The 21,345-nt window shown below is 69.1% G+C and carries 17 protein-coding genes; 7 read left to right on the top strand and 10 right to left on the bottom strand.

What is annotated here, in order from left to right; all coding sequences use genetic code 11:
• Nucleotides 1–196: 196 nt before the first annotated feature.
• A complete protein-coding gene (locus OIK44_RS24395) occupies nt 197–2,026 on the top strand; it encodes an autotransporter assembly complex protein TamA (RefSeq protein ID WP_273674740.1) in 1,830 nt (609 codons plus the stop codon).
• On the top strand, nt 2,026–6,435 hold the full coding sequence (locus OIK44_RS24390; protein WP_273674701.1) for a translocation/assembly module TamB domain-containing protein: 4,410 nt from the start codon (nt 2,026–2,028) through the stop codon (nt 6,433–6,435). Before OIK44_RS24395 ends, OIK44_RS24390 begins: the two co-directional genes overlap by 1 nt.
• A 65-nt stretch (nt 6,436–6,500) precedes the next feature.
• On the opposite strand, the gene OIK44_RS24385 is transcribed toward OIK44_RS24390, so the two are convergent.
• The 3 genes from OIK44_RS24385 to OIK44_RS24375 all read right to left on the bottom strand — a co-directional run bounded on the left by OIK44_RS24385 (nt 6,501) and on the right by OIK44_RS24375 (nt 9,465).
• Entirely contained in the window at nt 6,501–6,740 is a 240-nt protein-coding gene (locus OIK44_RS24385; RefSeq protein WP_273674699.1) for a hypothetical protein, read from the bottom strand.
• Nucleotides 6,741–6,752: 12 nt separating this feature from the next.
• The gene (locus OIK44_RS24380; protein WP_273674697.1) at nt 6,753–6,893 is read right to left on the bottom strand and encodes a hypothetical protein; all 141 of its coding nucleotides are present in this window, start codon (nt 6,891–6,893) and stop codon (nt 6,753–6,755) included.
• A 121-nt stretch (nt 6,894–7,014) separates the two neighbouring features.
• A complete protein-coding gene (locus tag OIK44_RS24375; protein ID WP_273674695.1) occupies nt 7,015–9,465 on the bottom strand; it encodes an alpha/beta hydrolase family protein in 2,451 nt (816 codons plus the stop codon).
• 200 nt (nt 9,466–9,665) lie between these two features.
• Between OIK44_RS24375 and OIK44_RS24370 the strand changes: the two genes are divergently transcribed.
• A complete protein-coding gene (locus OIK44_RS24370; protein ID WP_273674693.1) occupies nt 9,666–10,184 on the top strand; it encodes a CcdC protein domain-containing protein in 519 nt (172 codons plus the stop codon).
• A gap of 37 nt (nt 10,185–10,221) precedes the next feature.
• Here OIK44_RS24370 and OIK44_RS24365 read toward each other — a convergent pair whose 3' ends face one another.
• On the bottom strand, nt 10,222–10,773 hold the full coding sequence (locus OIK44_RS24365; RefSeq protein ID WP_273674691.1) for a DUF1003 domain-containing protein: 552 nt from the start codon (nt 10,771–10,773) through the stop codon (nt 10,222–10,224).
• Between the two features lie 136 nt (nt 10,774–10,909).
• On the opposite strand from OIK44_RS24365, the gene OIK44_RS24360 reads away from it, so the two are divergent.
• The 4 genes from OIK44_RS24360 to OIK44_RS24345 all read left to right on the top strand — a co-directional run bounded on the left by OIK44_RS24360 (nt 10,910) and on the right by OIK44_RS24345 (nt 13,579).
• Nucleotides 10,910–11,362, top strand: coding sequence for a MarR family winged helix-turn-helix transcriptional regulator (locus tag OIK44_RS24360; RefSeq protein WP_273674689.1), 453 nt, complete (start codon nt 10,910–10,912; stop codon nt 11,360–11,362).
• An 8-nt stretch (nt 11,363–11,370) separates the two neighbouring features.
• Entirely contained in the window at nt 11,371–12,672 is a 1,302-nt protein-coding gene (locus tag OIK44_RS24355; protein ID WP_273674687.1) for an MFS transporter, read from the top strand.
• Nucleotides 12,669–13,019, top strand: a complete 351-nt coding sequence (locus tag OIK44_RS24350; protein ID WP_273674685.1) for a GIY-YIG nuclease family protein — start codon at nt 12,669–12,671, stop codon at nt 13,017–13,019. The genes OIK44_RS24355 and OIK44_RS24350 overlap by 4 nt, the downstream gene beginning before the upstream one ends.
• Nucleotides 13,020–13,105: 86 nt before the next feature.
• A complete protein-coding gene (locus tag OIK44_RS24345; protein WP_273674683.1) occupies nt 13,106–13,579 on the top strand; it encodes a MarR family winged helix-turn-helix transcriptional regulator in 474 nt (157 codons plus the stop codon).
• Between the two features lie 15 nt (nt 13,580–13,594).
• On the opposite strand, the gene OIK44_RS24340 is transcribed toward OIK44_RS24345, so the two are convergent.
• The 6 genes from OIK44_RS24340 to OIK44_RS24315 form a co-directional block, all read right to left on the bottom strand.
• Nucleotides 13,595–14,587 (bottom strand): DUF4424 family protein, encoded by a 993-nt coding sequence (locus OIK44_RS24340; RefSeq protein WP_273674681.1) that lies wholly within the window; start codon nt 14,585–14,587, stop codon nt 13,595–13,597.
• Between the two features lie 26 nt (nt 14,588–14,613).
• The gene (locus OIK44_RS24335; protein ID WP_273674679.1) at nt 14,614–17,442 is read right to left on the bottom strand and encodes an ATP-binding protein; all 2,829 of its coding nucleotides are present in this window, start codon (nt 17,440–17,442) and stop codon (nt 14,614–14,616) included.
• 9 nt (nt 17,443–17,451) lie between these two features.
• Nucleotides 17,452–18,168 (bottom strand): hypothetical protein, encoded by a 717-nt coding sequence (locus tag OIK44_RS24330; RefSeq protein ID WP_273674677.1) that lies wholly within the window; start codon nt 18,166–18,168, stop codon nt 17,452–17,454.
• Nucleotides 18,161–19,519, bottom strand: a complete 1,359-nt coding sequence (locus OIK44_RS24325) for a hypothetical protein (protein ID WP_273674675.1) — start codon at nt 19,517–19,519, stop codon at nt 18,161–18,163. Before OIK44_RS24325 ends, OIK44_RS24330 begins: the two co-directional genes overlap by 8 nt.
• A gap of 176 nt (nt 19,520–19,695) precedes the next feature.
• Nucleotides 19,696–20,448, bottom strand: coding sequence for a DUF3108 domain-containing protein (locus tag OIK44_RS24320; RefSeq protein ID WP_273674674.1), 753 nt, complete (start codon nt 20,446–20,448; stop codon nt 19,696–19,698).
• Between the two features lie 3 nt (nt 20,449–20,451).
• On the bottom strand, nt 20,452–21,345 hold an 894-nt coding region (locus OIK44_RS24315; RefSeq protein ID WP_273674673.1), incomplete at its 5' end, for a DUF3108 domain-containing protein.

Raw genomic sequence — 21,345 nt, 5'->3', positions numbered from 1 at the left:
TCCTTCTCTAATTCTTGTGTGAAGCGGCGCGGCGCCGCCGTGTCAACCTTATTCGTCCGCCATCGCTATGTCTATTCCGGTAACATGCGGGGAGCATTTACCCTCCTGGAGCGACATGTTTCCCGCAAGACCAGCACAACAGGCGGCCGGCAATCCGGCGCGATCACGAATTCTGGCACAAGTGCTGGCAAAAGCAATGGGCTCGGCCGCGCTGCTCGGCGCCGGCGCCGCCGCGCTGGCCCTGCCGCCGCGCGCCGTGGCCGCCGAAACGGCCGCCGCCGCGCTGCAGTACACGGTGCGGATAGAGGCGCCGGCGCCGCTCGACAGCCTGCTTGAAAAGAACCTCGACCTGGTGCGTTTCCAGGGCAATCCGCACACCGACAAGGAACAATTGCAGCGCCTCGTCAGGGCCGCGCCGGAACAGGCCAAGGCGCTGCTGGCCACGGCCGGCTTCTACACGCCGCAGGTCAGCGCCCGGCTCGACGCCGGCGCCGCCACGCCGACCGTCACGGTGAGCGTCGCGCCGGGCGAAGCCGTACTCGTCGGCAAGGTCGAACTGGCGTTGCAGGGTTTCGACGCCGCCCCGTCCCAGGCCGGCGCCACGCCGTTCGACACGTCGGCCTTGCGCGCGGCCTGGACCTTGCCCGAGGGGCAGGTGTTCCGCCAGGAGGAATGGGAGACGGCCAAGCGCAATCTGTTGCGCCAGGTGGTGCTCAGCCGCTACCCGCGCGCGCAACTGACGGAAACGCTGGCGACGGTCGATCCGGAAACCCACCGCGCCGCGCTGCGCGTGGTGCTCGACAGCGGCCCCGAGCTGCGCTTCGGCACCTTGCGCATCGAAGGCTTGCGGCGCTATCCGGAAAGCGTGGTGCGCAATCTGAACCCGATCAAGCCGGGCGACTACTACAGCGAGGCGGCGCTGCAAGCCTACCAGGCGCGCCTGCAGGACACCGGCTATTTCAGCAGCGTCGAAGTGAGCGCCGACCTGTCCAGCCTGTTGAACGAGCCGATCGGGGCGGCCGGGGAGGCCCAGGCCGGCGCCGCCAAGCCGCCCGTCCCCCCCGCCGCGGGGCCGCTGCCGCTGGTGGTGCGGGTCGGCGAGAACAAGCGCAAGAACGTCAGCGCCGGCCTCGGCTACAGCACCAACACCGGCAACCGCGCCCAGCTGAGCTATGACGACCTGAGCCTGCTCGGCCTGAAGTTCAAGAGCGCGCTGACGCTGGAGACGAAGAAGCAGACGGCGCGCGGCGACTTTTATTTCCCCACCACGCAGCAGGGTTATAACGACAGCATCGGCGCCTCCTACGAGCGCAGCGACATCGCCAACGAAGTCACCAACGTCGCGACGGTGGCGGTGAAGCGGGCCTGGGGCACGCCGCTGCTGGAACGCAGCTTCACGCTGGAGTTTCTGACGGAAACCACGACCATCCAGGGCGGCATCGGCAACCAGAGCAAAAGCTTGCCACTGACCTATGGCCTGACCAAGCGCCGCCTCGACAACCTGTTGTTCCCCACCCGCGGCTACGTCGTCAACGCCCAGCTGGGCGGCGCCCTGCTGCCGCTGCTGACGGACGAACTGTTCGTGCGCGGCAGCGCCAAGTTCGTGTATTACCGGCCGCTGGGCAAAAGCGGCACCGTCATTCTGCGCGGCGAGGCCGGCGCGCTGGCCTCGAAGGACAAATCCGGCGTACCGGCCGTCTACCTGTTCCGCGCCGGCGGCGACCAGTCCGTGCGCGGCTACGCCTACCGCGAGCTGGGCGTGCGCGAGGGCGAGGCCACCGTCGGCGGCCGCTACCTGGCCACGGCCGGCGCCGAATACCAGCACTGGCTGACGCCGACCTGGGGCGCGGCCGTCTTCTACGACGCCGGCAACGCCGCCGACAGCGTCCAGGCGCTGCACCCGAAATCCGGCTACGGCGTCGGCGTGCGCTACAAGAGCCCGGTCGGCCCGATCAACGTCGACGCAGCCTACGGCCACGCCGTGCGCAAATACCGCCTGCACTTTTCTCTGGGATTCACTTTCTGATGTCCGACGCCACCACCGCGCCCCTCCCTCCCGCCCGCCGCCGCGCGCTGCGCTATGTCCTCATCGGCCTCGCCGGCCTGGCCCTGCTGCTGGGCGGCGCGCTGTGGCTGCTGGGCCGCGAAGCGACGCTGCAGGCGCTGGTGCAAAAGATCGCCAGCGCCAGCGGCGGCCAGATCAGCGTCAGCGGCGTGTCCGGCTCGCTGTACAGCAAAATGCACCTGGGCCGCGTCGACTACCGCAGCGACAGCGAACATGTGACGGCCGACGACATCGACATCAGTTGGTCGCCGCTGCAGTATTTCTCCGAGGGCATCGCCATCAGCGAACTGCGCGTGGCCGCCCTGGTGGTCGAAAGCGTCGGCCCGTCGACGCCGTCGGTGCTGCCGACGAGCATCACGCCACCCTTCCAGCTCGGCATCGCCGACGCCCGCCTGGGCCGCCTGACCATCGTCAACGGCGCCGCCCGCACCACGCTGTCGGCGCTGCGCTTCAAACTGGCCGGCGACCGGCGCGGCTGGCGCGTGCGGGACGCCGCCGCGACGACGCCGTGGGGCCTGGCCACGGCCAGCGCCAGCATCGCCGCCGCCAGCCCCTTCGCGCTGACCGGCCAGGCCAGCCTGAGCCAGGCCACGGCGCCGGCCGGCGGCCAGCCGGCCACGCTGAAGGCGACGCTGGCCGGCAGCCTGGCCCTGCTCGACGTGCGCGCCAGCGGCAGCGCCGGCCCGGCCAGCGGCGACGCCGTGCTGAGCCTGGCCCCCTTCGACGCCGTGATCGTGCGCGCGGCCGACATCAAGGGCCGCGGCATCGATCCGCGCCACTTCGACGCCGCCATGCCGCAAGCCGCGCTGCGCGTCGAGCTGACGGCGAGCATTGACGCCAAACAGGCCGTCAGCGGCAAACTGGCCATCCACAACGACGCGCCGGCCGGCCCGCTCGACCAGCAGCGCCTGCCGCTGCGCAGCGCCGAGGCCCGCGTCGGCGGCACGCTGACGGCCACGACGATCGAATCCGCGCTGCTCGACTTCGGCGCCGCCGGCACCTTCAGCGGCGGCGGCACCATCGGCCGCAGCGGCGCCGAGGCCCCCGTCGAGCAGGCCGCGTTCGCGCTGCACACCCGGGGCATCGACCTGAAGGCCATCCACGGCAGCATCAACAGCACGAAAATCGCCGGCGACATCCGGCTCGGCAGCAACGGCAAGGTACACACGCTGACGGCGCTGCTGGCGCAGGACGGCCTGCGCCTCGACGTGCAGGCCAGCATGGCCGACGCACTGCTGCAGGTGCGGCAGGCGCGGCTGCAGGCCGGCAAGGGCAGCGTCGCGCTGACGGGCCAGCTGAGCCTGAGGGACAAGGAAGAATTCAAGGCCAGCGCCAGCGCCAGCCGCTTCAATCCGGCCGACTTCGGCGACTATCCGGTGGCCGACCTGAACGCCGACATCCGCGTGGCCGGCCGGCTGGCGCCGCAATGGCTGCTCAACGGCGACTTCGCGCTGCGCCCCAGCCGCCTGCTGAACCAGGCGCTGACGGGCGCCGGCAAGCTGACGGCCGAGGCCAGCCACATCAGCGGCGTCGACGCCAAAGTGGCGCTGGGCCAGAACACGCTGGAAGTGCGCGGCAACTTCGGCGCACCCGGCGCCAGCCTGAGCTGGCGCGTCGACGCCAGACAATTGGCCGCGGCCGACGACGCACTGCTCGGCGCGCTGACGGCCAACGGCGTCCTCTCCGGCAGCATGGCGGCGCCGCGCAGCAGCTTCAGCGCCGACGCCCGCGGCCTCGGCCTGGCGGCCGCCAAACGCCCCGTCGCCGACAGCTTGCTGCACGCCAACGGCGAGCTCGCGCTGGCCGGCCCGCAGCGCACGCCCGAACTGAGCGTGCGCGGCACGGCGCAGCGCTTCAACCCGGCCGCGTTCGGCCCCTACCCGGCCGGCAGCGTCAACGCCGACTTCGACGGCGCCGGCCGCCTCGGCGCCGACTGGCGCCTGGCCCTGAACCTGGCGCTGCAGGCGTCGACGCTGTCGAACGCGCCGCTGTCGGGCCACGCCAAAGTCAGCGCCAACGCCAAGCGCCTCGACAGCGCCGACCTCGACCTGCACCTGGGCGCCAACCGCATACGGGCCGGCGGCAGCTTCGGCGCCGCCGCCGACCGCCTCGACTGGCAACTCGAGGCGCCGCAACTGAACGTCCTCGGCGGCCAGTTCGGCGGCGCGCTGCGCGGCGCCGGCGCGCTGTCCGGCGGCCTGGCCGCGCCGGCCCTCAACGCCACGCTCGACGGCAAGCACTTGCGCCTGTTCGGCCAGCACCAGATCGACGGCCTGCGCGCCAGCGCCAACGTCGGCAGCGGCCAGGGCGCGGCCGACCCGCTCGTCGGCGACCTCGCCATCGGCGGCTACAGCGGGCCGGGCCTGAACATCGCCGACGCCCGCCTGCAGACCAGCGGCACGCGGGGCGCGCACACGCTGCAACTGGCGGCCCGCGGCGACGACTTCGACGCCTCCGCCCGCCTCAAGGGAGGCTTCGCCGCCGGCGTCTGGAGCGGCGCCATCGAGGCGCTGGCCAACCGCGGCCGCTTCGCCTTCACCCTGCAGGCGCCGGCGCCGCTGCGCCTGGCCGGCCCGGCCGACGCCGGCGCCGCCGCCCTGCTGCACCCGGAGCAACTCGCCCTGTCCAAGCTGGTACTGCAACTGCCGGGCGGCAGCGTCAGCCTGCAAAGCCTGGACAAAACCGGACCGCGCTGGCGCAGCACCGGCGTGGCGGCCGGCGTGCCGCTGAACTATCTAGCGCAACTGGCGTCGGCCTGGCGCGACAACACCCGCAGCGACCTGACGCTGGGCGCGCAATGGTCGCTGAGCCTGCAGGCGGCGGCGCCGGGCGCGCCCCAGCCGGCGCTGGCCGGCATGCTGCACGTCTTCCGCGAACAGGGCGACGTCAGCGTCGGCAACGACACGCCGCTGGCGCTGGGCCTGCGCGCGCTGGACGCCCGCGTCGACGTGCTCAACAACGTGCTGCGCCTGCAAGCCGCGTTCGACGGCAAGCGCGCCGGCCAGGCGCGCCTCGACGCCAGCGTGAACCTGGCGCAGGGGCGCATCGGCGCCGACAGCGCGCTGACGCTGAACGGCAGCGCCGACATGGCCTCGCTGGCCTGGCTGGCGCCGCTGAGCGGCCAGCCGGGACTGGAACTGGACGGCGCGCTGAAACTGGCCGTGACGGGCGCCGGCAGCATCGCCGCGCCGCTGCTGGGCGGCGACATCAGCGGCGACAAACTCGTCGTCAACTGGGCCGAACAGGGCTTAAAACTGCGCAACGGCCAATTGCAGGCCAAACTGGGCGGCGACCAGTTGCAACTGCAGCGCCTCAGCTTCGACGGCGGCGAAGGCAAGGTCCGCGCCGACGGCTGGCTGCGTTTCGCCAACGCCGAGGCCAGCATGGAATTGAAGCTGGTGGCCGACAAGCTGCTGGCGCAGGCGCGGCCCGACCGCACCCTGGTGCTGAGTGGCCAGAGCACCCTGCTGCGCGACCAGAAACGCTTCCGCCTGGAAGGCAAGTTCAAGGTCGACCGGGCCCTGATCGAACTGGCGGCGCAGGACACGCCGACGCAAAGCGAAGACGTGGTCGTGCTGGGCAAGGGCGGCGTGCCGCCCGGGCCGAAGCCGGCGCCCAGCCTGCCGCTGAACATCGACCTCGAAGCCGACCTCGGCGACGCCTTCCAGCTGAAAGGCAAGGGGCTCGACGCGCAACTGGCCGGCGGCGTGCAACTGCGCGTGCAGGACCGGCGCGCGCCGCGCGTCGTCGGCGGCATCCGCGTCGCCAGCGGCACCTACACGGCCTACGGACAAAAGCTGCGGATCGAGCACGGCCTGCTGAACTTCACCGGCGCCTACGACAACCCCGGCCTGAACATCCTGGCCGTGCGCAAGCGCCCGGAAGGCGAAGCCCTCTCCGAGAGCAACGTCGAGGCCGGCGTCGAAGTGCGCGGCACGGCCCAGGCGCCGACGGCGAAACTGGTGTCGATACCGGCTGTTTCCGACAGCGAAAAACTGGCCTGGCTGGTGCTCGGCCACGGCACCGAGGGCAGCGCCGGCAACGAACTGGGCCTGCTGACGACGGCCGCCGGCGCGCTGTTCGGCGGCAGCGGCGGCGGCCTGCAAGCGCGCCTGGCCAGCACCCTGGGGCTGGACGAAGTGGGCCTGTCGCAGGCGCCCGGATCGGCGCCCGCCAAAGGCCTGGAAAACACCGTCGTCACGGTCGGCAAGCGCCTGTCGCGGCGCGCCTACCTGAGCTTCGAACAAGGCACGGCGTCGGCGTCCAGCCTGGTCAAACTGCGCTACAAACTCAATCCGCGCATCACCCTGCAATTCCAGACCGGCACCAACAACGCCCTCGACGTCCTCTACACCTGGGCCTTCGACTAAACAGCCGGGGACAGACCACGATTTCCGGGAAACTGTCTCACGAAAATCGTGGTCTGTCCCCAGCGTTACTCCGCGACGTCGAGGCCGCGCTCTATCATGCCTTCGACGTAGCCGATCAGGTATTGCTGCAAGGCCACGCCAGCCAGCACGTTGCCGGTCAGCGCGCCGTGCGGCGAGCCTTTCAGCTCGCCGTCGCGGTAGACCCGCGCGATCCAGGCCACGTCCGTGCCGGTGCTGTAGTCGAGCTCGTACTCAAATGACTCGCCGCTGACTTTGCGGGTGTATTCATCCTTGATTATTGCCATTAGAAATCACTTTCAACTGGGGTTGGGGTCCGGCACCGGATCGTCTTGCGGCACCGGATGCGCCGGATACGGGTGCGGATGGGGTTCCGGCACGGGGTCGTCGACCGGCGCCGGGTCCGGCGCGCGGTGGGCGTGGATGACAACTGGCTCCATGGTCTTTGCTCCTATCGATGAAAATATGACATTAACATGAGCCGGGAGCGCGCGCCCTTGCCGAACACAAGGCTGCGCGCCGCGGCGCGGACGAGCTCGGGCCGCCCGCGCCGCGGCCGTCTCAGGGCTTGGCGTTCTTCACATACTTGTCGAGCCAGTTGTTGCTCTCGTAGAGCATGTGCATGATCGACTCGCGCGCGCGGTAGGCGTGGCTTTCGTTGGGCAACATCACCAGGCGCGCCGTGCCGCCCAAGCCCTTGATGGCCTGGAACATGCGCTCGCTCTGGATCGGGAAGGTGCCCGAGTTGTTGTCCTGCTCGCCGTGTATCATCAGCAGCGCGTCCTTGATCTTGTCGGCGTTGTTGAACGGCGACATGGCCTGGTACACCTCCTGCGCCTTCCAGAACGGCCGCTCCTCCGACTGGAAGCCGAACGGCGTCAGCGTGCGGTTATAGGCGCCGCTGCGGGCGATGCCGGCGCGGAACAGGCGCGTGTGCGCCAGCAGGTTGCCCGTCATGAAGGCGCCATACGAGTGGCCGCCGATGGCGATGCGGTGGCGCTCGGCCACGCCGCGCCGCACCACCTCGTCGACGGCCGCCTGGGCGTCCGCCACCAGTTGCGGCAGGTAGCTGTCGTTCGGCTCCTCGTCGCCCTTGCCGACGATGGGGAAGGACGGGTTGTCGAGCACCGCGTAACCCATCGCCAGGAAGGCCGCCGGCCCCCAGTAGCTGACGCCGTTGAAGCGGAACGGCGAGCCGGTGGTCTGGCTGGCCGCGCTGGCCGACTTGAATTCCTGCGGGTAGGCCCACATCAGCATCGGCAGCGGCCCGTCGCGCTTGGCGTCGTAGTTGGGCGGCAGCATCAGGGTCGCCGTCAGGTCGACGCCGTCGGCGCGCTTGTAGCGGATCTGCTCCTTCTGCACGTCCTTCAGTTGCGGCGTCGGGTGCGCGAAATGCGTCAGCGCCGTCAGTTGCGCCTCGCCCGTCTGCTTCAGGTTGCGCACATAGTAGTTCGGCCGCTCGGTCGGCGATTCGCGCGTCGACAGCAGGCGGCTGCCGTCGTCGTTGAGCACGGCGACCACGTTTTCATAGTAGGGCGCGGCGCTCTGGAACAGCCGCTCCTTCTTCTTCGTCGTCAAGCTCAGGCGGTCGACGAAGGGCCGGTCGCCCTCGGCCGAGGCGCCGGCGCCGTCCAGCAGGATGGTCGTGTCGGGGCCGATCAGCAGGCGCGGCAGGCCGGCGCTGTCGGCCCGCGTGACGGGCATGCCGGGGTCGTTGTAGCGGTCTTCCGAGGAGCCGGCGTAGAGCAGCTCGGCCGGCGTGCCCGGCTGGTCCGGCGCGATGCGCCAGCGCTTCAGCGCGCGCGTCTTGTACCAGTGCTCGGTCAGCAGGGCGACGTCGCCGCGGCCCCAGGTGATGTCGGCGTAGCGCGTGGCGAGCTTGGCCAGCACGGCCGGCGCCGCCGCGAACGGCGCCGCCTGGGTGTAGACGATGTCGCGGATCTCGGCCGCCCGGGCCGGGTCGCCGCCGTCCTGGGCTTCGGCCCAGACCAGCGTGGCGGGCGCGTCGACGCGCCAGGAAATGTCGCGCGCGCCGCCGCTGACGGCGTCATTGCCCGGCGGCAGGCCCTCTTCCAGCGGCCGGTTCACCACCGTGTGCACCAGCGCGCCCTGCAGGTCGCGCACCTCGACGCGCTTGCCGAAGCTGGACGCCGGCACGATGTAGGAGTACGGCCGCATGATGCTGGTGGTGAGCAGGTACTGGCCGCCCGGCGCCACGGCGACGCCGGCGAACCGGCCCGGCTGGCCGAGCAGGCGGGTCTTGCCGGCCAGGTCGATCAGCGCCAGTTGCGCCGTCACATAATGGTCGAACAGCTTGGCGTCGTCCTCGCTCTTGAGCAAGTCGGGATAGGTGCGCAACTGCTTCTGGCCGCCGCCCGGCTGGCTGTCCTGCAGGGCGGGGCCGCTCGGGATGCCCGTCGCCTGCGGCGCCTTGCCCAGCTTGGCCGGCCTCAGCTTGACCAGCAGGCCCTTACTGTCGGGCATCCACGAGAACCCGCGGCCGTAGACCGTCGACAGCGGCTGCGCCGACACCTTGCGCGCCACCTTCGTGGCGACGTCGACCAGCCACAATTCCACGCCGGCGCCCTTGTCCGAGTAGGCGATATGGCTGAAGGCCAGGTGGCGCTGGTCGGGCGACCAGCTCAGGTCGGCGATGCGCGGCGCGCGCGGCAAGCCGCTGACGGGGGTTTCCTTTTGCGTGTCGATGTCCAGCAGGCTCAAGCCTGTGGCGAAGGAAAAGCGGCTCACGGAATACGTGCGCGGATTGATGCGCAGGCCGGCCAGCTTCAACTCCGGCTGGGCCACCTCGTTGATGCCGGGCAGCGCCGGCGTTTGCAGCAGCGCCGCCAGATTGCGTTGCGGGCTCAGGTTCAGCACCGGCGCGCGCGGCGCGTCGACGATGGCCTGCAGCGCCGCCGGCGGCATCTGGTAACCGGTGTTCTGGGCGCCGGCCAGCGGCGCGGCCGCCATCAGGCCCAGCGCCAGCGGCAGCAAAGGTAAACGTGTAGTCATGAATATCCAGTCTATGGTTGCTCAAAAGGTCGGCACCGCACCGGGTTCAGCCGGCGCTGGCGAAGGGGCATAGTGCTTTCCGGACAGATAAATGTCAATCGGCAGGCAAGTGCGCCTCCAGACGGGGCAGCGCCGCGGCGCCGTTCTGGCTTACAATCGCGTTTTATTTGCGCCCGCTCGCGGGCCTTGGGATGCGCTACATGGAAACAACTACCCTCGCCCTGCTGGTCCTCATTCCGCTCCTGGTCTGGCGCATCTATGCGCGCCTGAAACGGATGATGGGGCGGCAGGCATCGCAACTGTGGCGCCACTGGGCCGCCGCGATTCTGTTGCCGCTGCTGCTGGCCGCGCTGGCCGTGGCCACCAAGGGCGAGCCGCTGGCCCTGTCGAGCCTGGGCGCCGGCGCGCTGGCCGGGGCCTGGCTGGGCGTCTGGGGCGTCAAACTGACGCGTCTTGAAAACACCGACAAAGGTTATTTCTACACGCCCAATCTGCGCCTGGGCATGCTGGTGGCGATGCAGTTCGCCGCCCGCGTGCTGTACTGCGGCATGGAGCTGTACATGAACACCCGCGTCGCCGTGCCGGTGGCGCAGCCGGACTTCGTGCAAAGCCCGCTGACGCTGCTGAGCTTCGGCTTGCTGGCCGGCTACTACGCGGCCTACGCGTTCGGCTTGCTGCGCTGGCGCCGCAGCCAGAAGCCGCTCGCCGCGCTGCAGTAAGGCGGAGCGCCAAGGCGAGGCGCCGAAGCGGGGCGCCTCAGTTTTGCCGCTCGATCAAGCTGCCCAGCAGGCGCAGCTGCTCCTTCTGGATCGCCAGCAATTCGCCCCACTGCCCTTCGCGCAGCAAATCGACCTTTTCGTGCAGCAGCATGATTTCCAGCTCGGCCTTCAGGTTGACCTCGTAATCATGCTCGGCGTTGTAACGGTCCTTCTCGGCCTGGCGGTTCTGCGACATCAGCATGATGGGCGCCTGGATCGCCGCCAGCATCGATAACACCAGGTTCAGCAGGATGTAGGGATAGGGGTCGAAGCTCGGCTCGCCGAGGCGCGCCAGCAGCACAGAGTTCATGCCCACCCACACCACCAGCACGACGCCGAACAGCAGAATGAAAGTCCAGGAGCCGCCGAAACGGGCCACCGCGTCGGCGGCGCGCTGGCCGGCGCTGATTTTTTCATCCTGCGCCAGCGCCGTGTTCTTGGCGATGTGGCGGCGGCCCGCGACGTGGCGCGTGACCTTTTTCGATTGCTCGTCCAACGCCGCATAGGGTTGGCCCAGCAGTCTGCGGGCAATATCGTCGTGCTTTTTCATCGGTCGGAGCGCCTCAGGCTAGTGTGGTCGAGAGCCACAGTATGCACGCGAACCTCCCTTTTAAAAAATTTCCCACACATCCTTCTAATTGCAATATACTTGATTGCTCAAGCATCTGACAATTAAATTGACCACCATGACACAAGCACACCATCCCCTGTCGCTGGACTTTTTCCTGCGCCTGTCGCACGCCCAGGCGCTGCTGGCCGCCCGTCTCGATGACAGACTGGGCACGCTGCACGGCATCAGCTGCGGCGACTTCCAGCTGCTGACGCAACTGGGCCGCGCGCCCGGGGCGCGCCTGCGCCGCAGCGAACTGGCCGAGCGCGTCGCGCTGAGCCCGGCCGGCGTCACGCGCATGCTGCAGCCGCTGGAAAAAATCGGCCTGGTGGCGCGCCAGCCGGACCCGCACGATGCCCGCCTCGGCTATGCCGCGCTGACGCCGGCCGGCCGGGCCATGCTGCCGGCCGCCACCGAGACGGCCCACATGATCTGCCAGCGGGCGCTGCACACGGCGCCGCCGGAGCAACTCGGCGCCTTCGCCGCGATGCTCGGCCAGCTCGCCGGCATGCCGGCGCCTGTCGTCTGAGCAGGCGCATGTCCGGGCACCCCACCGCGGCCGCGCCGCTGATGCGCGAAGCAAACTTCCGCTGGCTACTGGCCGGCGCCGTCATCTCAATGCTGGGCGACCAGTTCAGCGTCATCGCCCTGCCCTGGCTGGTGCTGAAAATGACCGGCGACAGCTTGACGCTGGGCCTGGTCATCGCGCTGATGAGCGTGCCGCGCGCCGTGTTCATCCTCGCCGGCGGCGCGCTGGTCGACCGCCACTCGCCGCGCCGCGTGCTAATGCTGAGCAAGCACGCCAACGCCATCCTGCTGGGCGCATTGGCGGCCTTGCTACTGTGCGGCCAGCTGACGCTGCCGCTGGTGTACGCGCTGGCGCTCGGCATCGGCCTAGCGTCGGCCTTCGGCATCCCCTCGGCCACGGCGCTGCTGCCCCAGGTGGCGGCGCCCCACCAATTGCACCAGGCCAACGGCATCATGCTCGGGCTGCGCCAGCTCTCGCTGCTGGCCGGACCGCTGCTGGCCGGCCTGCTGATCGCGCTGGCCGGCCGCGGCGACGCCGCCGCCGGCCCGGCCGACGCCCGCGGCCTGGGCCTGGCCTTCGCCTTCGACTGTCTGACGTTTGTGCTGTCGGCCTGGACCCTGAGCAAGGTCCGCACCGCCCGGGCGGCGGCGCCGGAGCGGCCCCAGGCGATCTGGCGCGCCGTCGGCGCCGGCCTGGCGATGGTCTGGCGCGACCGCGCGCTGCGCACCTGCCTGCTCTACTGGGCCGCGGTGTCGCTGCTCGTCACCGGGCCGCTGCAGGTGGCGCTGCCGGTGCTGGCCAGCGAACGATTGCACGGCGCGGCCGCGCTCGGGCTGCTGCTGGGCGCGCACGGCGCCGGCACGCTGCTCGGCATGGCCGCCTCCGGCGTCGGCGGCGGCCTGCGCATCGGCAGCTTCGGCAGCACCCTCCTGCTGATCGACGCCATCGTCGGCGCGCTGCTGATGCCGCTGGGCCGCATCGACGCCGCCTGGCAAGGTGCGCTGCTGCTCGCCCTCGTCGGCGCGCTGGCCGGCTTCATGCAGATTGCCGTCTACACATGGATACAGCGGCGCGTGCCGCCGGCGATGCTGGGCCGGGCCATGAGCATTTTCATGTTCATCTTCATGGGCCTGGCGCCGCTGTCGGCGGCCGCCGCCGGCTGGCTGATGCAGAGCCTGACGCTGGCGCAGCTGTTCGCCGGCGGCGGCGCCATGCTGATCGCCCTGACCCTGCTGACCTTTGCCCTGACGCCGATGCGCGGCGTCACCGATGCGCCCCCCGGCGCCACCACCAAACTGGAGTCGCAATGAACCGCAGCCGCCAAGCCGAATTGAAATCGAGCTATAAACTGAACCCGCCGGAAATGGGGGTGTTCGCCATCCGCCACGTGGCCAGCGGCAAGATGCTGCTCGACCGCAGCACCAATCTGCCCGCCATCCTCAACCGCCACCGCTTCGAGCTGACGCTGGGCCGGCACCGCAACGCCGCCCTGCTGGCCGACTGGAAGCGCGACGGCGCGGCCGGCTTCCGTTTCGAGGTGCTGGGCACGGTCGAGCCGTCCGGCGACCCCGGCTTCGACGCCGAGGCGGAGCTCGACGCCCTGCTCGGCCTGCACCTGGAAATGTGTCCGCGCGGCGCGCCCCTATCCTATCTGTGAATGCGGCGGCGGCAAAAACTTGCCAGCGCCACCGCGTATTGCCGTAAACTTGAGCGCTCACGCATGAAGCAAACGAATCGGATGACATGAACACGACGCCCACTCCACAGCACAGCCCGGCCGGCGACGCCGCACTCGACTTTTGCCTGCGCCTGGCGCGGGCCCAGGCGGTGCTCGTGCGCCGGCTCGACAACACGCTGGGCAATCTGCACGGCATCAGCTTCAGCGATTTCCAGCTGCTGTACCACCTGAACCGCGCGCCGGGCGGCCGCCTGCGCCGCGTCGACGTGGCCGAACGCCTGGCCCTGACGGCCTCCGGCGTGACGCGCACCCTGCTGCCGCTGGAAAAAATCGGCCTCGTGGCGCGCCAGCCCGACCCGCGCGACGCCCGCGTCGGCTACGCCGTCATCACGCCGACGGGGCAGACGCTGCTCGGCGACGCCATCGTGACGGCGCAGATGATCAGCCAGGAATTGCTGAAGAACACGGCCGCCGGCCAGCTCGACGCGCTCGCCGCCATCCTCGGCCAGATCGCCGGGATGAACCTGGCCAACACCTGAACGCTCAGGCGCGGCTCAGGGCGACAGCGCCGGCTGGACGCCGTTGCCCACGCCCGTTTCGCCGATATTGCCGAAGTACACGTTCAAGTCCTGGGCCGGCTTGAAGTGCTTCAGGCGGACCTGCAAGGTGGTCGGATTGATCTTGCGAAACGTTCCCGGGAAACACAGGCTGATCAGCTCGGCCGGATTCCGCTTCACCAGATTGAGCGTGAAATCCTCGATGCCATTCTTCCAGGTGTTCCCCGTTTTCAAAATATACGCGACCTGGTTCGCCGCGACTTGTCCATCGCCGTTTTCCGCCCCGATGCGCCGCCACGCCTTGTAAAAAGCCGCGTCGGCGCAATGCGTCGCCGGGAAAGCCTCGCTCGACACGGAGACGGCCGTCCCCGCCTGGACGAACGGGCGGTACTGGTGATACACATGGACCATTTTTTTCGCCGGAAACTTCTGCTTCCACACATAATGGATTTGCACACTCCAGTTCGGCACCCAGGATTCCTCGTCGGTCAGCTTCGCCATCAGGCCGTTTTCGATCAAGGCTTTTTCCTGCCGGGCCGTGAGCGGCGCGACGGGCTGGTCGAACGGCGAAAACGCCGGATAGTAGGCGATCTGCGCGTCAGTCAAGCCGATGCGGCGCAGGACGTCGCCGACATCCCTGCCGTTTTGCCTGGCGGCCAGCACGGTGCGGAAACCGGCCGCCTTGCCGTCGACCAGGATGGAGAAGTCGCCGGGCTGGCCGTAATAGGTGGGCGATTCCTGATACTTGGCGGTGTATTCCGGCAGCGGGAAAGAGATCGTTTCCACGACATCCACGTCCGACTCGTTCAGGAAGTCGTAGTCGACGCTGACCTTGTCGTAGCTGACGTTCAGCACCTCCCTCTTCATCGCGACGGCGGCGGTTTTACCGAACACGATGCCGCCGGCGATTTGCGCGACGATGCCGTCGTTGGCGGAGCCGATCGCCGGGGCGCCCAGCGCCAGCAACAGCGCCAGTGCTTGCTTGTTCATCCCATCTCCTCTGGAAAACAGCGTGCCTAGGCCGCCTTGGCGGCGCCGGGCGCGCGCCGCTGCAGCACGAAGATCGGCTGGGCCCACTCGGTGTCCTTCTTCTTTTTGCTCGTGATCAGCGTCAGCTCGGACGGGTCGTAGACGTCGGTGTTGTGCGTCAGCGGCGTCGTCATCAGATATTGCGCCTCGGTGTTCTTGAGGAACTCGCCGACCAGCTGGATGTTGCGGATGTCCAGGTGGGCGAACGGTTCGTCGATGAAGACGAAGCCGCCGGAGCCGTCTTCCGACTTCAGCAAACCGATCAGCAGCACCAGCGACTTCATCACCTGCTGGCCGCCGGACGCCTCGCCGTCGTTCATGCCGATCGGCCCCTTGCCGTCGAACTTGAAGCGCACGTGCAGGCCGGCCTGCGACAGCTGCACGTCGTCGTTTTCCAGCCGCACCGGGTCGGCGTGCACCTCGATGCCGGCCAGTTCGCCCAGTTCCTTGATGTTGCGGCTGTAGGTCTTGACCGTGTAGCGCAGGCGCTCGATATAGGCGCCGCGGGCGTTGCCGGTCGCCTCGATCGCGCGGTTGTTCTGGTAGCGCCGCTCGTCCGTTTCCGACTGGCGGCCGTGCAACTGCTCGGACAGGCGGTGATGCTGGTCGATGACCGTCGCGTCCAGTTCCCAATCGTCGCGCGCCAGGCTCACCTGCAGGCTGGCGACGCGCAAATCGACCTGGTGCGAGTTCTGGTGCTCGGCCACCAGCGCGGCGCGGCGCGCCGGGCGACGCCAGCTTTTCGGCAGATGGCGCCAGCCGCGGCGCAGTTCCAGCAGCGCCTTGGCGTGCTCGGCGCGCTGCTCGATCTGGCGCTTGTGGCCCAGGCGCAGGCCGGCTTCGGCCTCCGCCAGCGCCATGCGCGCGTTCTGCCAGACGGTGTCGGCGCGGGTGCGCGCGACGGTGGCGTTCTTGGTCAGCGTTTGCAGCTCGCCCAGGCGCGAGCCGACTTCCAGGCGCTCGGCCTTCAACGGCGCCATGTTCCGCGCCGCCTCGTCGAACTCGGCCTGGCGCGCCGCCAGTTCCTTGGCCGCGTCGACGCCGGCGATGCGCGCCTTCAGCGCGCCCACTTCCGAGGCCAGTTTGCTGACCGCCAGCGTCAGCGTGTCTTCCTGCGCCTCCAGGCCGGGCAGCGTTTTTTGCAGCGCTTCGAGGCGCTGCGTGCGGCCGGCCTGGCCGAAGCGATAGCGCGACGCCTCGACGAACAGCGAGCGGCCGCCGCGGCGTTCGCGGTGGTAGGCTTCCGGCGTGATCCATTCTTCCGTGTTGCCCAGCTTGAAGCCGGCTTCGACCGAGTCGACGCGCGCAATGCGCGACAGCTGGTCGATCAGCCAGGCCGGCGCCGGCGCCGAAAAGCGCACCACCGACAGCAGGCTGTCATCCTTGGCCAACGGCGCCGCGACCAGTTCCGGCACGATAAAGTGGCGGTAGCGCTCCTGCTCCGCCAGACGGTAGGCGCGCGACGCGTCGCGGGCCTTTTCCAGCAGCACCACCGAGGCGTAACCACCGAGCACGCCCTCGACCGCGCCCTGCCAGCGGCTGTCGGTCACTTCGATGATATCGGACAGCATCGCGTGGGCGATACCCTCGTCGCGCAGCGCCCGGCGCATGCCGCGCACCGCTTCCGGCTCCGGCATCGCCGTCTTGCCCTGCAGCGCCGCGATGGTGGTCTGCTCGCCGGCGATGCGCGCCGACAGCGCGTCGCGCGCCTGGCGCTGGCGCAGCAGCTCGGCCTCTTTCTGCTCCAGCTGGGCCGCCACCTCGGCGATGCCGCTGCCCGATTCGGCGGCCAGCTTGTGCAGGCGCTCGCGCTGCTCCAGCAGACTGTCGAGCGGCTTCAGCTTGCCGTTGATGTGCGACAGGCGGCTTTGCAGCGCGGTGCCCTCCTGCTCCAGCAGCGTCTCCTGCTGCTGCGCGTCGGTCAGCGCCTTGGCCTGGGCGGCCAGGCCGTTGCGCTTGTCGATCAACTGCTGGTCGGCCTGGGCCATCGGCTTGCGGGCGTCGCGCAGCTGGCGGCTGGCGGCGCCGGCCTTTTCGCGCGCCTCGTGGTACTGCAGGCTGGGCAGCACTTCCTCCAGCAGGTTGCGGCGCTCCTTGTGCAGGCCCTCCCACTGGTGGTAGTTGGCGACGCGCAGGCGCAGGCCCTCCAGATTCGTCTTCGACGCCTCCAGCTCGCTTTCAAAACGCTTCAGCTCGACCTCGGTGTCGCGCTGGTGGCGCTTCGCCTCGTCGTAGGCGTCCAGCACCTCCTTGTCGCCGAACACCTGGAACACCAGATCGAGCAACTGCCGCGGCGCGTATTCGCACAGCTTGTCGGTTTCGCCCTGCTCCAGCGCCAGCACTTTCGCCATCGCCGGCGACAGGCCGGCGTTGGCCAGGCGCTTGCGGTAGTTTTCCACGCCGAGCCAGTCGTTCGCTTCCTGGATGTCCTCGATCTGCACGCAGCCGGGCCGCATCAGGTACTGGCGCTTCCAGTCGCCGCCGTTCTTCTGGATCTGGCAGAACAGCGTCACCTCGTCGTCGCTGAAGAAGCCGGAGCTGCGGAAGGGCCGGTTCGACAACTGCTTGCCGACGTTCTTGTTGTCGACCACCGCGCGCAGCCAGGCCGTCTGCTGGCCGGAGTGGCGCGCGTAGTGCTTGTAGGTGCGGCCCATCGAGCAGTCCAGCCCGAACAGGGTGCGCAGCGCGTCCAGCAAGGTGGTCTTGCCGGAGCCGTTCTGGCCGGCGATCGTGATGATCTTGGCGTCGAGCGGAATGTTCTTGATGCGCTGCCAGTAATCCCAGTGCACCAGTTCGAGCGATTTGATATGAAACATGGCGGGCTCTTAGTTTGGGGTGTCGGTGGGGGCGTCGGACGGCTCGGCCGCTTCGGCCGCGTCGCTGTGCAACTCGTAGACGACGGGCGGCGCCACCGGCGCCAGCGGGCGCTTGAAGACGTCGGCCAGCGCGCCGTTGATGATGCGCTCCTTGAGCACGTCGGTGTCCATCATCAGGTCCAGCAGCGGCCCCTCGACGAGGACGTCGCCGCGGCGCTCGATGAAGCCGAGCTTGGCCAGCGTGCCGAGGTTCATGTCCATGCGGGTCTTCTTGCCCAGCTTGTCGCCGAAGTCCGACAGCAGCGCCTTGTACGAAATGCCGATCGAGGTGTCCTCGGCGCGCGGCAGCGGCTTGTCCTTGTCGAACATGTCGTTCTGGTCGTCCTCGGCGTGCTGGTGGGTTTCCTGGCGCTCGCGCTTGGGCAGGATGATCTGCGCCCACAGCACCACCAGCAGGGCGACGCCGTCGCGCGCCAGGCCGAAGTTATTGTTTTGCCAGACGTCGCGGGCGCCGAAAATCTTCGGCTCGATGGCGCGCGTCAGCGCCAGCGTGACATGGTCGGCGTAGACGTTGTCGAGCAGCTTCAGGCCGCAGGCCAGCAGGCGCGCGTCGATCTCGGCGCGGAACAGTTCGTCCGACAGCACGCGCTTGACCAGCTTGTCGTCGCGGCGCAGGGTTTGATGCGTCAACAGGCGCGCAATCAGAATTTGAGAGTCGTCATTCATCGGCCGGGCCGCTTTCCAAATCAAGTGAGAGAGAGGCGATCGACATGGCGGCCACGTGCAGGTCCGGCAATTGGATCATCTCGTCGGTCGGCGTAAAGTTCACCGGCAGGCGCGCCAGCTTGGCGGTGGCGCCCTGCAGACTGGCCTCGGAGGCGTCGCCCAGCAGCGGCAGCATCGAGGCGCGGTAGGAGGCCACCGCGAAGCTGGCCGGCAGCAGCGCCTCGTGGATCGCCAGCGGCGGCGGCGCGGCGCCGTCGGCGCCGGGCCGCCTGGCCAGGTCGGCGAAGTCGGACAGGCGCGCCAGCCAGTCGTCCAGCTCCAGCTGCATCGCCGGCGCGTCGTTGATCGTCGTCGGCGCGTCCATGCCGCTCGGCAGGCCGGTCTGGGCCACGCCGGCGGCGCGCTCGGACAGCAGCTCCGTTTCGGCCACGTCGATCATTTCGGCCGGGGTCGAGAACAGCGGCACGACCGGCTGGTCGATGGCGCCCTCGGCCAGCGAGGCCAGGTCTTCATGCTGCAGCAGCCAGCGCTTGATGTCCGTCGTCGACAGGCCGGACTGGCCCAGGTGGACGCGCTGGCGCTCGATCTGGTTGAGCGCGCGCGAGAACATGCCCTGCATGTTCAACAGCGTGCTCTGGGCGCGGCCGATGGCCTGGGCGGCGCGGTGCGTGGCCGAGTCGGCGTTCTCGTCGCCGGTGATGGCGAGGATGATCTCGGAGCCCTTCTCGACCCAGTCGCAGGCCATATTCCATTTCGCCTGGGCGGCGCGCAGGCGGAACTCGGAGCCGGAGGCGATGGCGTCGGAAAACTCCTCGGTCAACTCCATCAGGCGGCCCAGCAGATGCTGCAACTGCTCGACGGAGACGCCGCCGACGGCCTGGGCGCCGGCCACCTGCGACAGCAGGAAACCCATCTCGGCCTCGTCCTCGGAGCGGCCCAGGCTGAGCAGGCCGTCGATGGCCGACAGCACATTGCGCGCCATCGGCGTGACGCGGTAGACGGCCTGCTGCGCGTCCCAGGCCAGCAACTGGTTGCTGCGCAGGCGCATCAGCACCGTTTCCAGGCTTTCCGGCAGCAGGTAGGCGAGCTTCTGGTTGATGTCGGGGCGCGTGAACGCCGTCGTGGCGGCGTCGGCGGCCAGCTCGCGCAACACCAGCAAGCGCACCAGCACGCCGTCGAAGCCGCCGTGGAACAGCGCCGTAAACACCTGCAGCAAAGGCTGGGCGCGCTTCAAGTGGAACACCTGCTCGATTTCCTCGGCCGACACATTCGGCTGGAAATGGGCTTGCAGGGAATCGTGGTGCTCTTGCTCTGTCTGGTTTGGGTCCGCAGCCGCAGCTGCGCTTGCCATTAAGTCAATCATTCGGATGCCATTCTGGGAATTCAGTACGCGGTGGGGCGGGCGCGTAACCGTTCGCGGGGGCGTCAGTATATCAGGCCGGGTAGCCGCCGGGGACAGACCACGATTATCGGGAAATCATTTCCCGATAATCGTGGTCTGTCCCCGGCTGTGAAGTTTGCGAGTGCTTACTTCTTGGTGATTTTTTCCAGCGTCTGCTCGACGTAGTCGCCGTCGCTGTCGGCAAAGCGCAGCCGCACCGGATACCATTCCAGCGACGGCGCCAGCCACAAGTCCACTTGCTGGCCCTTGGCGTCCGGCGGCGGCGCCTTGACCAGGTGGACGGCGTTGACCTCGCCCTCGCCGGTGCGCACGCTTTCCTGCTTGACCACTTTGAAGATCCACGGCTCGGCGTCGCGGCGGCCGGCGACGAAGAAGGTCCACTCGGAGCCGGGCGTGAACTGCTCCGGCGCGCCGCGCGCCACCGCCGCCAGCTGCCACGGCGCGCTGTTGCGGTCCTGCTCGCCGCCCTTGAGCGGGTAGCTTTCGTCGGAGTCGCCGAAGACGATGGTTTTGCTGTCGCGCTTGAAGGTGGCCGTGCTGGCCTCCTTGCGGAAGCGTTTTTCCGTGTACAGGGCCGGCGCCAGGCCGTAGTCGTCGATCGCGCCCTCGCTCTTGTTTTCGAGGATTTTGCCGAACAGCGCGGCGCGCGTCTCCGACACCAACGAGTAACTGCCGTCGCCGGCGCGCCAGACCGTCAGGTTCTCGCCGCCCAGGCTCATGCCGCGCTGGCGCGCCTTGATCGAATAACTCAGGTCGGCCGACGGCGGCACGTTGAACGCCCGCTTCACGCTGGGGTGCTTGGCGGCGGCCAGGGCCGGCGCCAGGGTGGCCGCCAGCAGGGCGGCGGCGAGGGTGCGTTGCAGTGTCGTCTTCAGCATATTCTATTGTCCAGATGGTTCAGTTACTGTGATGGAGGAAACCGTTTGCGTCGTCACGGCACCATTGCTTTCTGTATTGCGGATCTGCACCGGATACCAGTTGCGCGCCGGCGCCAGCCAGATGTCCAGCCGCGAGGAATAGGTGCCCGGCTTGGGCGGGCGGCTCAGGTGCATCGTCACCAGCCGCCCCAGCTTCGTGTCGACCTCCTCTTCGCCGACCAGCACGAAGCGGAAGATGTTCGCCTCCTTGTCCTCGCCGACGAAGACGTCGATGTCGCCGGCCAGCTGGTTGACGTCGGAGCGGCCGATGCCGGCCAGCTGGAACGGCAGCGTCGCCTTGTCCTGCGTGCCCGCCAGCAGCGGGTAGGAGCGCTCGCTGGCCGAGAACGTGATGCGCCCCTCGGCGCGGTTGAAATGGGTCGCCGTCTGCGCCCGCCCCTTGCGCTTTTCCGTCGCGCGCACCGGGGCGATGCCGTAGTCGTCCACCTCGCCCTCGCTGCTCAGCACCAGCAGGTTGATGCGCGCCACCAGCACGCTCAGGCCCGCCTCGACCGTCATCTTGTAGCGCGGGCCGTCGCGCCGCCACGACATGGCCGCCACGCCGCTCCAGGTGGTGCCGTCGGCGTCGACGCGCTTGACGTCGAGGTCGAAGTCGGCGCCCGGCGGCAGGCTGACCTTGTAGCGCCGCGCCACCGCCGCCGCTTCGGCCGGCGCGCCGGCCGCCTCGGCAACGGCCGTGGCGGGCGCCGGCGCCGATTGTACCGCGGGCGCGGCCGGCTCGCCGTCCGCCTGGCCCGGCGCCGCGTCCGCGACCGGCTCGGCCGCGGCGGCCGCCTCCCCGCTCGCCGGCGCGGAGAGCGGCGGCGCAGCTGGCGGCTTGGGCGGCTTGGGCTTGCG

Origin of the sequence: Janthinobacterium fluminis (assembly GCF_028595325.1) — a bacterium.
Lineage (GTDB): Bacteria > Pseudomonadota > Gammaproteobacteria > Burkholderiales > Burkholderiaceae_D > Janthinobacterium > Janthinobacterium fluminis.
Note: the sequence above shows the minus strand (reverse complement) of the source record. Positions and strands in the feature narration are given on the sequence as shown.

What these genes read in the sequence shown, in the direction of transcription:
- OIK44_RS24395 (WP_273674740.1), top strand. Translation starts at nt 197, where the DNA reads ATGGGCTCGGCCGCGCTGCTCGGCGCCGGCGCCGCCGCGCTGGCCCTG.
- OIK44_RS24335 (WP_273674679.1), bottom strand. Translation starts at nt 17,442, where the DNA reads ATGTTTCATATCAAATCGCTCGAACTGGTGCACTGGGATTACTGGCAG.
- OIK44_RS24350 (WP_273674685.1), top strand. Translation starts at nt 12,669, where the DNA reads ATGAACCGCAGCCGCCAAGCCGAATTGAAATCGAGCTATAAACTGAAC.
- OIK44_RS24325 (WP_273674675.1), bottom strand. Translation starts at nt 19,519, where the DNA reads ATGGCAAGCGCAGCTGCGGCTGCGGACCCAAACCAGACAGAGCAAGAG.
- OIK44_RS24355 (WP_273674687.1), top strand. Translation starts at nt 11,371, where the DNA reads ATGTCCGGGCACCCCACCGCGGCCGCGCCGCTGATGCGCGAAGCAAAC.
- OIK44_RS24380 (WP_273674697.1), bottom strand. Translation starts at nt 6,893, where the DNA reads ATGGAGCCAGTTGTCATCCACGCCCACCGCGCGCCGGACCCGGCGCCG.
- OIK44_RS24385 (WP_273674699.1), bottom strand. Translation starts at nt 6,740, where the DNA reads ATGGCAATAATCAAGGATGAATACACCCGCAAAGTCAGCGGCGAGTCA.
- OIK44_RS24370 (WP_273674693.1), top strand. Translation starts at nt 9,666, where the DNA reads ATGGAAACAACTACCCTCGCCCTGCTGGTCCTCATTCCGCTCCTGGTC.
- OIK44_RS24360 (WP_273674689.1), top strand. Translation starts at nt 10,910, where the DNA reads ATGACACAAGCACACCATCCCCTGTCGCTGGACTTTTTCCTGCGCCTG.
- OIK44_RS24320 (WP_273674674.1), bottom strand. Translation starts at nt 20,448, where the DNA reads ATGCTGAAGACGACACTGCAACGCACCCTCGCCGCCGCCCTGCTGGCG.
- OIK44_RS24340 (WP_273674681.1), bottom strand. Translation starts at nt 14,587, where the DNA reads ATGAACAAGCAAGCACTGGCGCTGTTGCTGGCGCTGGGCGCCCCGGCG.
- OIK44_RS24345 (WP_273674683.1), top strand. Translation starts at nt 13,106, where the DNA reads ATGAACACGACGCCCACTCCACAGCACAGCCCGGCCGGCGACGCCGCA.
- OIK44_RS24365 (WP_273674691.1), bottom strand. Translation starts at nt 10,773, where the DNA reads ATGAAAAAGCACGACGATATTGCCCGCAGACTGCTGGGCCAACCCTAT.
- OIK44_RS24330 (WP_273674677.1), bottom strand. Translation starts at nt 18,168, where the DNA reads ATGAATGACGACTCTCAAATTCTGATTGCGCGCCTGTTGACGCATCAA.
- OIK44_RS24390 (WP_273674701.1), top strand. Translation starts at nt 2,026, where the DNA reads ATGTCCGACGCCACCACCGCGCCCCTCCCTCCCGCCCGCCGCCGCGCG.
- OIK44_RS24375 (WP_273674695.1), bottom strand. Translation starts at nt 9,465, where the DNA reads ATGACTACACGTTTACCTTTGCTGCCGCTGGCGCTGGGCCTGATGGCG.